Genomic DNA, 13,352 nt, shown 5'->3' with positions numbered 1-13,352 from the left:
CTCGTTGCGTGCGTCAGCGAACAGACGCAACAGGACGTTTCGATAACAGTGATCCGTGCCTTTCCTGAAGCGTGCTTCAGCGGCTGCTTACGCTGTCTAAATCGCCTGCGTAAGCGCGATCGCTGGCAAACCGGAACACCCCCATGACCTCCCCTGACACCCTTGCGCCTGACCTGCTATACAAAATAGACGCCTACTGGCGCGCCGCCAACTACCTGTCCGTGGGACAGCTGTATCTATACGACAACCCGCTGTTGTATGAGCCGCTGGCCATGGCCCACATCAAGCCACTGGTGGTGGGCCACTGGGGCACCGTGCCAGGCCAGAACTTCATCTACGTGCACCTAAACCGCGCAATCCAGAAATACGACATCAACATGTTGTACGTCTCAGGGCCGGGCCATGGTGGTGCGGCGGTGGTCGGCAACGTGTACCTTGAAGGCACCTGGAGCGAGGTCTATCCGGAGGTCACGCTGGATGAGGCGGGCTTGAAGAAGCTGTTCAAGCAGTTCTCGTTTCCCGGCGGCATATCCAGCCACGTGGCACCCACCACACCCGGCTCCATCCACGAGGGAGGTGAATTGGGCTATTCGCTGAGCCACGCTTTCGGTGCCGCTTTCGACAACCCGGACTTGATTGTGGCCTGCGTCATCGGCGACGGCGAGGCCGAAACCGGGCCGCTGGCGACGGCGTGGCATTCCAACAAGTTCCTGGACCCTGTCACAGACGGTGCCGTACTACCGATCCTGCATCTCAACGGCTTCAAGATCAGCAACCCAACGGTATTGGCGCGCATCGGGCACGATGAGCTCGAACATTTCTTCCTAGGCTGTGGCTGGACGCCAATCTTCGTAGAGGGTGACCAGCCAATGGTGATGCACCAGCGCATGTCAGGGGCCATCGACCGCGCTATTGAACTGATACAGCAGATCCAGGACGATGCCCGGAACCGCAACGTAAAGGTACGACCGCCATGGCCAATGATCGTGCTCCGGTCGCCCAAAGGCTGGACAGGCCCGAAGGAAGTCGATGGATTGCAGATCGAGAATACTTTCCGCTCACACCAGGTTCCGCTCGTGGTGAATCCGGATTTCCCGGAGCACGTGAACCAGCTCGAACTTTGGATGAAAAGCTATAGGCCGCAGGAGCTGTTCGATGAAAGCGGTCGATTGCTGCCCGAACTCGCCGCGCTGGCACCCAGCGGTGCGCGCCGGATGGGGGCAAATCTGCATGCGAATGGCGGACTGTTGTTGCGCTCTTTGCAGATGCCCGACTTTCGGTTGCATGCCGTACATGTGCCCGCCCCAGGAGCGTTGCAGGCGCAGGACACACGGGTGCTGGGCGGCTTTCTGCGGGATGTCGCGAACCTCAATCGGAACCAGCGCAACTTCCGGATCTTCGGCCCCGACGAGACAGTATCCAACCTGCTCGGCGCCGTGTTCGAGGTAACCAGTCGCCAGTGGGGTGCCGAAACACTGTCCAGCGACGAATTCCTGGCCCGCGAAGGGCAGGTAGTCGACTCGATGCTAAGCGAGCACCAGTGCGAGGGCTGGCTGGAAGGCTATCTGCTAACCGGACGCCACGGCCTGTTCAACAGCTACGAAGCCTTCATCCGCATCGTCGATTCGATGTTCAGCCAGCATGCCAAGTGGCTCAAGGTCACACGCGAGTTGCCCTGGCGCCGGCCCATCGCATCGCTGAACTACTTGTTGGCCTCGCACGTGTGGCAGCAGGACCACAACGGCTTCACGCATCAAGATCCGGGCTTCATCGACCATGTGGTTAACAAGAAGGCGGACGTTGTGCGTGTCTACCTGCCACCGGACGCCAACTGCCTTCTTTCCGTCACCGACCACTGCCTGCGCAGCCGCAACTATGTAAACGTCGTGATCGCCGGTAAACATGCGCTGCCGCAATGGCTGACGATGGAGGAGGCCGTCAGGCACTGTACCGAAGGCATCAGCATCTGGAAATGGGCCAGTAACGACCAAGACGGTGAGCCCGACTTAGTGCTGGCCTGTTGCGGCGACACGCCCACGCTTGAGGTGCTGGCCGCCGTTTCCATCCTACGTGAGCACCTGCCAAGCCTGAAGATCCGGGTCATTAACGTGGTAGATCTGATGCGCCTGCAGTCCGCCAGCGAGCACCCTCACGGGTTGGATGAGGCCGATTTCGATGCGTTGTTCACTCGGGATAAACATGTCATCTTCGCTTTCCACGGGTATCCCTCGCTGGTGCACCAGCTCACTTACCGGCGTACCAACCGCAACTTGCACGTGCATGGCTACAAGGAAGAGGGCACCATCACCACGGCCTTCGACATGCGTGTTCAGAATCACCTCGACCGCTTCCATCTGGTGCAGGACGCCATCGACCTGCTGCCGCATCTTGGCCGCCCGGGCGTGGACCTGAAGCAGATAGCGAGGGATAAGCTCATCGCGCATAAGCTCTATATCGACCAGCATGGCCAAGACCTGCCGGAAATTCGGAGCTGGAAGTGGCCGTCGGGAGGTTCGCATGAACGTTCAGATGCTGGCTGAAACCACGCGGGCCATGCTCGCTGAAGGTAAGGGCCTGCTTGCCATGGACGAGAGCAACGGCACCTGCGACAAGCGCTTCGCAGACCTGGGCATCGCACAAACAGTGGCTATGCGCCGCGCCTGGCGGGATTTGCTGGTCACCACGCCCGGTCTGGCGCAGTACGTCAGTGGTGCCATCCTTTACGACGAAACCATCCGCCAGGCGACCATTGCTGGCACACCCTTCGTTCGGGTGCTGCAGGATGTCGGCATTCTCGTCGGGATCAAGGTCGATGTTGGCGCCAAAGCTCTGGCTTTTCATCCCTCCGAGAAGGTCACGGAAGGGCTTGATGGCTTGCGCGAGCGGCTAGGGGGGTATGTAGCGATGGGTGCGCGCTTCGCGAAATGGCGTGCCGTAATCAATGCGGCTCCTTCGGGCGCCCACCTGCCCAGCGAGGCTTGTGTGCGCGCCAACGCGCACGCACTTGCCCGCTACGCCGCCTTGTGCCAAGAGGCCGGTTTGGTGCCTATTGTCGAGCCCGAGGTGTTGATGGATGGAGGCCATTCCCAGGCACATTGCCTTGAGGTTACCGAGGGTCTACTGCGCCACGTTTTCGCGGCATTGAATACGCAGGACGTTGCACTGGAGGCCATGGTCCTTAAGCCCAATATGGTTGTGGCGGGACGCGGGTGCGCCGTTCAGGTGACAGTGGAGGCGGTCGCCAACGCCACGATGCTGTGCCTGCGGCGTGTTGTGCCGGTGGCAGTCCCGGGCATTGCTTTCCTCTCAGGGGGGCAGACGGGGGCGCAGGCATGCGCCCATTTGAACGCGGTGCAGGCGCGTTACGGCGACAGATCGGACCAGTCCCTGCCATGGTCGCTGACTTTTTCGTTCGGGCGTGCACTGCAGCATTCCGCACTGGAGACTTGGGCCGGCAGCGGTGCTCACCGTGAATCCGCGCAGCGCGCATTGCTGCACCGGGCCCGCTGCGCCAGCGCCGCCTGTGTAGGACGATACGACGCCAGCATGGAGCTTTGATGGACCCGACGCTGCAATTATTCTTGATCCGGCATGGCGAAACGGCATGGTCGTTGAGCGGCCAACACACGGGCGTGACGGACTTGCCCCTCACCATGAGGGGTGAGCACATGGCCCGGGCTCTGGTAACCATGCTTAGACACAGTTCGTTCTCGCAGGTGCTGACCAGCCCACGATTGCGCGCGCGCCGCACATGTGCGCTGGCCGGGCTGGCATCGACGGCCGAGACTGTCCCTGACTTGGCCGAATGGGACTACGGCGAGTACGAAAGTCTCCGAACTCATGAGATCCGCGGGCGTCGGCCCGATTGGGACATCTGGCGCGATGGCTGCCCTGGTGGAGAGACGCCTACCGCCGTGTCAGCCCGCGCCGACCGACTCATTGACCGATTGCGTAGGCTGTCGGGCAATGTGGCATTGTTCTCTCATGGTCAGTTCGGTCGAGTTCTGGCTACACGATGGATCGAATTAGCGGTGCAAGAGGGCCGTCACTTCGTGCTCGATCCAGCCTCCGTCAGCATCTTGGGTCTGGACCGTGAACATGCGCTGCGTCCCGTGATTGCGCTCTGGAACGCCGTGCCGGGCGCAGGCTTCGGTGCGACGTAGAGCGTGCGGCAACGCACAGACGCATTGCGGCGATGGCGCGACCCTTGCACCTCTGTATGACTTCGGAGTTGCGCAAATGTCCTTGTTTCGCCCCTTTTGTTCCAGCCCCGGCCCAATCCGGACGAGGTCCGCTTTGAGCGGAGCGTTGCGATGCAGATCGGCAATGATTGGCCACATCGCACCACTGCTTCTGGCGGGCGACACCGCTATCGATGGCGGCAAACTCCACTATCGTGCCGACGCGCTGGCGGCGCCGGGAATCGTCATAGCTGCGCCAGCGCTCGACCGCATCTTCGAGAATTCGCGTGGTGATGCTGTTTTCGCTAACTGCGTGCAATCGGCGATGTACCCCGGCTTCGATGGCTATGACGGGAGGCCAGCAAATGTTTCCCATGGAGTGCACTGAGATGCAGCCTGTCATTACTCCTGCGAACCGCTTGCCGGCCGACGCTTTGGTGGTTTTCGGTGCGACGGGCGACCTGGCGCACAAGAAGATATTCCCGGCGCTCTACGCGATGAGCGAGCGCGGCGACCTCCATGTGCCAGTGGTAGGCGTCGCGTTGCAGCCCTGGGACATTGAGCAGTTCAGAACCATGGTGCGTGAAAGCGTGCTGCGGGAATGTGGCGACATCGACCGGCAGGTGCTCGACCGGCTGCTCGCCTCTTTGGCTTATGTCGGTGGAGACTATGCGGAAGCCTCAACTTACCAGGCGTTGCGCGCCGCGCTGCGGGGTGCCCAGTGCCCGAGCCATTACTTGGCCATTCCGCCGGTATTTTTCCCGGCTGTAATTCATGGTCTAGGGAGCTGCGGCCTCGCTGAAGGTGCCCGGGTCATAGTGGAGAAACCGTTCGGGCGCGACCTTAATTCCGCGCACACGCTTAACCGTATAGCGTCAGAGTTCTTCGCCGAAGACGCGATATTCCGTATCGATCACTTCCTGGGCATGGAGGCGATCATGAATATTCTGTACTTCCGCTTCGCTAACTCATTTCTTGAGCCGGTCTGGAATCGCAACCACATCGCCAGTGTGCAGATCACTCTGGCCGAGCATACCGGCGTAGGTGGTCGTGGCGCCTTCTACGACAGTGTGGGTTGCCTGCGCGATGTAGTACAGAACCACCTGCTTCAAATCGTGGCTCTGCTCGCCATGGAGCCGCCGGCAACCCGTGGTTTCGAGGCAGTACACCGGCACAAGGCTGATGTGTTCGACACCATGCGGCCACTGAGTCCGAGCGACGTCGTGCGTGGTCAGTATCGAGGCTATCGCGACGAGGCCGGAGTTGCCCCGGATTCAGATGTTGAGACCTACTTTGCCCTTAGGCTACATATCGATTCTTGGCGATGGGGCGGCGTACCGTGGTATTTGCGTTCCGGTAAATGTTTGCCAGTAACAGCGTGCGAAGTGTTGGTGCGTTTCAAGTCTCCCCCGCAGAACCTTTTTGAGGATGCCTCACTAGGCGAAGACGCTAACTATTTGAGGTTGCGTTTGTCGCCCCATTCGTCGATCGCATTGGCCGCCCGCGTCAAGCGCCCCGGAAGGGCGTTTGCCGGCGAACAGCGCGAGTTCCGCCTGCAGGAGCAATCGCCCGAAGAATATGCGCCATATGCGCTGCTGCTGACGGACGCCATGAACGGTGATGGTGCCTTGTTCGCCCGGGAGAACGCGATCGAGGCTGCCTGGGGAGTGGTGGAGCCAGTCCTAGTCGATCAACGTGCGTCCACTGTATATGAGCCCGGCACCTGGGGACCTCCAGCCGCGAATCATCTGATCGCAGGCGACGGCGGATGGCGCGATCCCGAACCCACCTGCAACGAGGACTGAATCCATGAACGCTATCCAGACACTTCAACAGCTCGGCCAGAGCTTGTGGCTAGACAACATCACGCGTTCGCTTTTGACCAGCGGCACCCTAGCGTCCTACATTCGGGACCTTGGCGTGACCGGCCTGACCTCGACCCCGACGATTTTCGAGCAGGCAATAGGAGTCGGCGACAGCTACGACGCCAGCATCCGTGTGCTTGACAAGGCCGGCCTCGCGCAGGAAGACCTATTCTTCGAACTGGCGCTAGAAGACCTGTCGCAGGCAGCGGACCTGTTCCGTCCGCACTTTGATGCAACCGACGGAGTGGACGGCTGGGTGTCGCTCGAAGTTTCACCGCTACTGGCGCGTGATACGGCCCGCTCCATCCAGGCAGGCAAGCGGTTGCATGCCAAGGCCGAGCGGGCCAACCTGTTCATCAAGATCCCGGGCACGGCCGAGGGACTTGAGGCCATCGAGCAGCTCATCTTCGACGGTGTTCCAGTCAACGTCACCTTGCTGTTCTCCAGCGAGCAAGTCGCTGCAGCTGCAGAGTCTTACATGTGCGCCATCGAGCGCAGGCTGGAGGCCGGGCGCGACGCGAGGGTGGCGTCGGTGGCTTCGCTATTCGTTAGTCGTTGGGACGCGGCGGTACGAGAGCAGGTAGCCTCGCCATTGCACAGCCGGTTGGGCATTGCAATCGCCATGCGTGCCTACAAGACCCACTGTGATTTGCTTTCATCTCCGCGCTGGCAACGCCTCGCTTCCGCAGGAGCCCGCCCGCAACGACTGCTGTGGGCGAGCGCCGGCACCAAGGACCCGGCAGCACCGGACACGCTATACGTGCAAGCGCTGGCCGCGCCTGGAACCATCATTGCATTGCCCGAGAAGACGCTTCTCGCTTTTGCCGATCACGGCAAGATAGAGCGTGGCCTACCGCCTGACGGCGGCTACGCCGAGGTGGTGATCGCTGAGTTCCGGCGCGAGGGCGTGGACGATGCCGCATTGGCCGCCCGACTGCAGCGCGAGGGGGTGGAGGCCTTTGCCACTTCATGGCAGGCGTTGCTTGCCCGCATCCGTGAGAAATGTACGGCACCGTCGTCGCTCCCAGCACCTAAAAATCAGCAGTGACTGAACTGAACGCAAGGCCGACCTGGTAGGTGCAGATTGCAGCCGCGAACGAGCGCTTTCATGCTTGCCTTGGGCATCTCAGCTCCTAGTAAGGTGGTGCTGATCCATTTCGGTTTTGATGAAAACCAAGTACTGAACGCCGCTTGGCATCACCTAGTGTTCGGCGTTGCCCTAGTTGTGCCGGCACGCTCAGACCTCGCAGGAGGCTGGAGTGATGAGGGTTGCCGAGACGATTGAACTGGATCAGCACACCGAGTGCGAACTGCGTGTTCTGGCCAAACGCCCTACGGTTGAAGCCCGGCTACAACAGCGGGGCCGAAAGGTGCTGCTGGCCGCCGTGGGACGACCGAATAAGGATATTGCCTTTGAGGCAACCCTGGATCGGCGCCAAGTTGCGCTATAGCGTCGGTGCTTCCTGGCCGACCTGCCACGATTACAGGCCAGATCGAGTCGTGAATCGTGCCGGCTAGGCTGCATGAAAAGCCGATTAACGCTACCCACTCGACCCGCGCTTTCCCTAGTTGAAGATCACTACGGGGGTTACTGCGGATGCTTGGCCTCCATATTCACATTGGCAATCCATAGTACTTACAAATGGTGTTCCCAAATTGCGATATGCACGATTGGTGGCGCGAAGCATCCGCATCACCACGATCCTGGGAGGCTGACTGGCTGACTGGCTGACTGGCTGACTGGCTGTCTCGGTGACCATCCGAGAGATATCAATGTGTTCGTTAGCGAACAGTATTTGTGCGCCATCTCCCTATGATAAAAAAATATAAACAATAGTCTTGGGATCTCTCACATGACCAACGCCCTCCAGTCTGTTCAAAACCACCTGCTGGCTTCCCTGCCTCCAGAGCAGTGGCAAAGATGGAAGCCTGATCTGGAGAGGGTCGAACTCGCGCTTGGGCAGGTCCTATATGAGTCCGGTCGAATCATGAGCCACGTTTACTTTCCCACCACCGCCATCGTGTCGCTGCTGTACGTCATGGAGAACGGTTCATCGGCTGAGATTGCCGTTGTTGGAAACGAGGGCATCGTCGGTATATCACTTTTTATGGGCGGCGGCTCGACATTGAGCCGGGCCGTCGTGCAGAGTGCGGGGCATGGCTACCGACTTAAAGCGAACGCGATGCATGCGGAGTTCGATCGCGGAGGACCAGTGCTTCATTTATTGCTGCGCTACACCCAGGCCCTCATAACTCAGATGGCCCAAACTGCCGTTTGTAACCGCCACCATACCCTGGACCAACAACTGTGCCGCTGGCTGCTGTTGAGCCTGGATAGGCTCTATGGCCCGGAACTGGTGATGACGCAGGAACTGATTGCCAACATGCTGGGTGTGCGACGCGAGGGCGTTACAGAGGCAGCACTCAAGCTGCAAAGATCTGGACTCATCCGCTATGCCCGCGGCCATATCACGGCGATCAACCGTCCAGGAATCGAGTCACGCTCTTGCGAGTGTTATGCGGTCGTGAAGAGGGAGTACGACAGGCTGCTACCGGATTTGATGGCTGTGTAGCGGGGCCTAGAGTAGCAATAGGTGTTGCGGTCGGAGTCCAACTGGGCGACTACAGCAAGGCCACTCCACGGTCGCGGGGACCTTGCTGTCATGACAAGATTTAAACGCCAGCGCTCAGAAGTTGCTCACCATTGAGATCTGTAATTTCGACTGCGCTGCAATCAATCTCAATCGTACTCGACCACTAGTTCATTGGCCACAGTCCAGACACCGGGCGCATTCCAGGCGATACGACTTGCTTCATTTTTTTGGTACCAGGAGTCAACCGATCCAGTGAGTGTCGCTTTGTGGCCGGTGACCTTGACTTGGATGCCCTGGTCGGAGACGGACCAGTTTCGACTAAGCGCGCTTTCGATGTCCGCCTTCTCAACGGCATCGTCCGTGCTGGACTTGATCTTGATGTTGTTAGAAACGCCCGAAACACCTTCCAGACTCTTCACTGCTTTAGCCGCAGCATCACTCTGGAATTTCCATGACAGTTCACCTTCTAGAGTGACCCAACCTTTTTCGACCTTTGCTTTGACCTTGCCGGAAGGGACTTCCCAGTTCCACTTATATGCGTTAACAATTTCAGCGGCAATGTCATTGTCATCCTTCTTTGCCCAATTGCTGGGGTACTTTATTTCGATCTTTTCGACGACGGCAGTCACGCCGACAACCCGTTTCACGGCGTCTTCTGCTTCGGACTTCTTGGCATAGCCGTCGACGGTTCCGGTTAGCGTAACGATGCCATCCCTGGCCGAGACGCCGATCTGGGATGCACTCAATGTGGGCTCCCATTTGAGCTCTGCCATTACGTCCTGCTGCAGTTGTGTATCGGTTTTCATCTTTGATTCCTTATGTTGGTTGATGTTGCGGTTAAGTGGCACCTACGTTTCTTCGCCCCTCGCGATTCGATATTTAAGAGCCACACATCATCTTGTGCTTCTAAAAGGCTGAGGTCTGTGCGCTGCCGCACGACTGTGCGGATACGGTGCAAAAGGACCCGGAGGCTGCGTGCGGTGGCCCACAGACTACGGCTGTGGGCTCGCGCAAACTTGTGGCAGCTCGCGACGACCTATTCATCCATCTGAAGGAGAAATCACATCATGTCCAGAATTATTGGCATTGACCTCGGCACCACCAACTCCTGCGTGGCAATCATGGAGGGCAACATTGCGCGTGTCATCGAGAACTCGGAGGGTGCACGCACCACGCCGTCGATCGTCGCGTATCAAGAAGGCGGTGAAGTCCTGGTTGGCGCATCCGCCAAGCGCCAGGCCGTCACCAACGCGAAGAACACGATCTACGCGGTCAAGCGGCTCATCGGCCGAAAGTTCGACGAAAAGGAGGTTCAAAAGGACATCGACTTGATGCCCTACACCATCTCTAAGGCCGACAACGGTGACGCCTGGGTTGATGTGCGAGGCAACAAGCTGGCTCCCCAGCAGGTAAGTGCCGAAATCCTGCGCAAGATGAAGAAGACGGCTGAGGATTACCTGGGCGAGCCTGTGACTGAGGCTGTAATCACGGTGCCCGCATACTTCAACGACTCACAGCGTCAAGCTACCAAGGACGCCGGCCGTATCGCCGGCTTGGATGTGAAGCGCATCATCAATGAACCTACTGCAGCAGCCCTGGCCTTCGGTCTGGACAAGCACGAAAATGGTGACCGCAAAATCGCCGTCTATGACCTGGGTGGCGGTACTTTTGATGTGTCGATCATCGAGATATCGAGCGTCGATAGCGAAAAACAGTTCGAAGTGTTGTCGACCAATGGCGACACCTTTCTGGGCGGCGAAGACTTCGATCAGCGCATCATTGATTTCCTCGTCACCGAATTCAAGAAGGAACAAGGCGTCGATCTGACAAAAGATGTGCTCGCATTGCAGCGACTGAAGGATGCTGCTGAAAAGGCAAAGATCGAGCTTTCAAATAGCGCTGCGACAGACATCAACCTGCCATACGTGACGGCCGATGTCTCGGGCCCGAAGCACTTGAACATAAAACTGACCCGGGCTAAGCTCGAAAGCCTGGTCGAGCAACTGATCGAGCGCACCATTGCTCCATGCCGCTTGGCTATCAAGGATGCCGGCATCAGCGTAACTGACATTAACGACGTGATCCTGGTCGGTGGTATGACCCGTATGCCCAAGGTTCAGGACAAGGTGAAAGAGTTTTTCGGCCAGGAACCGCGCAGGGACGTTAATCCCGATGAAGCCGTCGCCGTAGGCGCGGCGATACAGGGCCAGGTGCTGTCGGGTGATCGCAAGGACGTGTTACTGCTCGACGTAACTCCGCTGTCACTGGGCATCGAGACCATGGGCGGTGTAATGAGCAAGATGATTGCCAAAAACACCACAATCCCAACGAAGTTCGCTCAGACATTCTCAACGGCAGACGACAACCAGCCAGCCGTGACCATCAAGATATTCCAGGGCGAGCGCGAGATTGCTGCGGGCAACAAGGCCTTGGGCGAGTTCAACCTGGAAGGCATCCCGCCTGCAGCGCGCGGCACGCCTGAGATTGAAGTGTCGTTTGACATCGATGCTAACGGCATCCTACACGTCGGCGCCAAGGACAAAGGCACGGGTAAAGCAAACAGGATCACTATCAAGGCCAATTCCGGCCTGTCCGAAGCAGAGATCCAGAAGATGGTGAAGGACGCCGAATTGAATGCAGTAGAAGACAAGAAGAAGGTTGAACTTGCGCAGGCGCGCAACCAGGCCGAAGCGATGCTCCACAGCGTGAAGAAGACTCTCGCCGAGAACGATGCCCGTCTTGAAGCCTTCGAAAAGAAAAGCATCGAAGGTGCGATCAATAAGCTGGAAGAAGCCCTTGAAGGCGAAGACAAGTCCGCGATTGAGGGAAATACGCAATCCTTGATTACGGCGAGTCAGAAGCTCCGTGAGAACATACATGCCCAAGCGCAGGCCGAGCAGGCTGCGGCCGCATCAGCCACGAAGGGTGCGGTAAACGCAGAAGCTGCTAAGCACGCCATGGCCGATGACGGCGTGGTCGACGCAGAGGTTAAGGAAGTTAAAAGGGCATAAACGAGTTGGGCGGATGGTGGCAACGCGGTGCCAGAGGGGACGTGGCATTGGTTCGGTGGCCCAGGCCTATTGGCAATGCGCCGTAGCGAAGCCACTCGCTCGTCGTGGAGATGCCTGTCGAACCGGCTCTGTTACTTTTTGCGGGGTGACCAAGCGGAGGCGTGTTGCCCTGGCTGCGAGCAGCAGCGGCCAGGGGCGGCTTAACCCTCCCTGCATCTGGCTGACGCCACCTCAGTGATCAAGTCCCGCCCGGCCTTGTCGAGATGATCCATGGAGCACGGGTAGATCGTCCAGATCGGGAAGATCGGCACTAACTGCCGTTGCGTTTTGCACCAGGACAATCGTTTCGGTGCCGTCCAGACGCTTCATCACCTCGATCGGACGCGGCGGCAGAGACACCGGCCAGTGAGGAAAAGCCGCACTGACCTGCGCGCCATCGTGGATCGCGTCGACGACGTCTGCCACGGGAACCATTGTCGGGGCGGTCACTTTCTGGTTCACGTCAAAGCTGATCTCCGCCCATGAGACGTCGCCCACGTGGCCCTCCTTGTCCCAACGAATAGCGGAAATGTGAAATACCCGTTGGCTATCGTTGGGCTCGGGGCGGGCGCGGGCGCCCTGGTAGGTCATCAGCGTGCTCCCTTGTGATCTTTTTGCCATGTGTTGCTGTGTCGTCCCAGCACCTCCAGCGGTTCTACCTTTTCCTGCTTCTGTTTGGCGGTCAAGGCGCGCGAAGGACGCGCCGGGAGTGGGCCGACTGGTTTGGTCTTGCTGTCGTGCTTCATGAGTGCTCCATTCGAATGGTGTGTTTTACCTGGAATGCGTGGTAATGCGCGCGTGGCCCCTTCATACCGGGATGGCGGCCTTGGATTGTTCGAGCAGGGCGCGGGCCTGAGCTTGCTGCTCAACGCTACCGTGCACCACCAGTAGGAACTTGTCGACCTTCAGCGCTGCTTCGTACTTGATGACCTGGTCGTTCGGCACTCCAATCTGCGTCAACGCAGCGCCGAGTGCGGAGAGGCCGCCGACCACTACGGCTCCCTCCAATGCAGAAACCAGGGTAGCCACCAACGGGCCCGCCATACCTAGAACCCCGAGACCCGGTAAGACAAAAACAGCGGGTGCGAGCAGCAAACCCCAGATGCCACCCCAGAAAGCGCCAGTGCCGCCCCAGGCCTTAATGCGGTCGCCCGCCGTGTAAAAGCCCATGGGTTGCTCTTCGCTGTGGTAACCCTTGCCCACCAGCGAAAGATGGTTCATTTCGAAACCGGATTGGGCTAGCTTGCGAATCGCTTCTTCGGCTTCGGTTCGAGTATCAAAAACGTATAAGGAGGAATCTGAGCTTTTCATGATGAGCTTTCGTGTTACGTGGATGGGCTTTTCCCGAGCCAAACTTGGCCGTTTACCTTTTCGGGGGATCGGCGCCTTATGGGCTGGGCAACTGAGCATGCCCCACCGGTCTAGTGCGGTCTGTACGGCAGCGCACGTCGGCACGGCATGCATTGCTTGGTTAACTGTCTGCGGAATTCGGCTCGCAGAGCCATATGCCGTGAAAGCGACCGTCATGATCATTGGTCCCGCCTAACAGGCTGCTGAAATACTGCCCACCTTGCCCCCCCCGCCTGGCACGCATGCTGCTGAGCTGAACGCATCGCCACCGAGCCGAACCACTTTGCACCATGCGCGGTCCCGACACCTTCA

Annotated in this window: 12 protein-coding genes; 8 read left to right on the top strand and 4 right to left on the bottom strand. The window is 58.9% G+C overall.

Translation table 11 applies throughout. The features are described from left to right. The first annotated feature begins 143 nt into the window (after nucleotides 1-143). From AC4BBN_RS19400 to AC4BBN_RS19370, 7 genes are all read left to right on the top strand, one after another. Nucleotides 144-2,540, top strand: a complete 2,397-nt coding sequence (locus AC4BBN_RS19400; protein ID WP_490593662.1) for a phosphoketolase family protein — start codon at nucleotides 144-146, stop codon at nucleotides 2,538-2,540. Continuing rightward, nucleotides 2,518-3,558, top strand: coding sequence for a class I fructose-bisphosphate aldolase (locus AC4BBN_RS19395; RefSeq protein ID WP_490593661.1), 1,041 nt, complete (start codon nucleotides 2,518-2,520; stop codon nucleotides 3,556-3,558). Before AC4BBN_RS19400 ends, AC4BBN_RS19395 begins: the two co-directional genes overlap by 23 nt. Continuing rightward, nucleotides 3,558-4,163, top strand: coding sequence for a histidine phosphatase family protein (locus tag AC4BBN_RS19390; RefSeq protein WP_490593660.1), 606 nt, complete (start codon nucleotides 3,558-3,560; stop codon nucleotides 4,161-4,163). The genes AC4BBN_RS19395 and AC4BBN_RS19390 overlap by 1 nt, the downstream gene beginning before the upstream one ends. Before the next feature lie 163 nt (nucleotides 4,164-4,326). Next, nucleotides 4,327-4,569, top strand: a complete 243-nt coding sequence (locus tag AC4BBN_RS19385) for a hypothetical protein (RefSeq protein ID WP_490593659.1) — start codon at nucleotides 4,327-4,329, stop codon at nucleotides 4,567-4,569. A 1-nt stretch (nucleotide 4,570) separates the two neighbouring features. Next, complete coding sequence (zwf, locus tag AC4BBN_RS19380) at nucleotides 4,571-5,986, top strand: glucose-6-phosphate dehydrogenase (RefSeq protein ID WP_490593658.1); 1,416 nt, start codon at nucleotides 4,571-4,573, stop codon at nucleotides 5,984-5,986. A 4-nt stretch (nucleotides 5,987-5,990) separates the two neighbouring features. Next, a complete protein-coding gene (tal, locus tag AC4BBN_RS19375; RefSeq protein ID WP_490593657.1) occupies nucleotides 5,991-7,094 on the top strand; it encodes a transaldolase in 1,104 nt (367 codons plus the stop codon). 805 nt (nucleotides 7,095-7,899) lie between these two features. Further along, nucleotides 7,900-8,619 (top strand): Crp/Fnr family transcriptional regulator, encoded by a 720-nt coding sequence (locus tag AC4BBN_RS19370; RefSeq protein WP_490593656.1) that lies wholly within the window; start codon nucleotides 7,900-7,902, stop codon nucleotides 8,617-8,619. Nucleotides 8,620-8,786: 167 nt separating this feature from the next. Here the strand turns inward: AC4BBN_RS19370 and AC4BBN_RS19365 are convergent, their stop codons facing one another. After that, nucleotides 8,787-9,446, bottom strand: a complete 660-nt coding sequence (locus AC4BBN_RS19365) for a BON domain-containing protein (protein WP_490593655.1) — start codon at nucleotides 9,444-9,446, stop codon at nucleotides 8,787-8,789. Between the two features lie 261 nt (nucleotides 9,447-9,707). On the opposite strand from AC4BBN_RS19365, the gene dnaK reads away from it, so the two are divergent. Then, nucleotides 9,708-11,651: a molecular chaperone DnaK gene (gene dnaK / locus AC4BBN_RS19360; protein ID WP_490593654.1), complete on the top strand. Its 1,944-nt coding sequence runs from the start codon at nucleotides 9,708-9,710 to the stop codon at nucleotides 11,649-11,651. Between the two features lie 231 nt (nucleotides 11,652-11,882). Here dnaK and AC4BBN_RS19355 read toward each other — a convergent pair whose 3' ends face one another. From AC4BBN_RS19355 to AC4BBN_RS19345, 3 genes are all read right to left on the bottom strand, one after another. Further along, complete coding sequence (locus AC4BBN_RS19355; RefSeq protein ID WP_490593653.1) at nucleotides 11,883-12,281, bottom strand: hypothetical protein; 399 nt, start codon at nucleotides 12,279-12,281, stop codon at nucleotides 11,883-11,885. Then, nucleotides 12,281-12,436 carry a hypothetical protein gene (locus AC4BBN_RS19350; protein ID WP_490593652.1) on the bottom strand — a complete coding sequence of 52 codons (156 nt, stop codon included), beginning with the start codon at nucleotides 12,434-12,436 and terminating at the stop codon, nucleotides 12,281-12,283. Before AC4BBN_RS19350 ends, AC4BBN_RS19355 begins: the two co-directional genes overlap by 1 nt. Before the next feature lie 61 nt (nucleotides 12,437-12,497). After that, nucleotides 12,498-13,001, bottom strand: a complete 504-nt coding sequence (locus AC4BBN_RS19345) for a DUF1269 domain-containing protein (protein ID WP_490593651.1) — start codon at nucleotides 12,999-13,001, stop codon at nucleotides 12,498-12,500. Between the last annotated feature and the right edge of the window lie 351 nt (nucleotides 13,002-13,352).

This window comes from Rhodoferax sp. SPJ21 (assembly GCF_058216335.1).
This window is presented reverse-complemented; position numbering and strand designations above follow the sequence as displayed.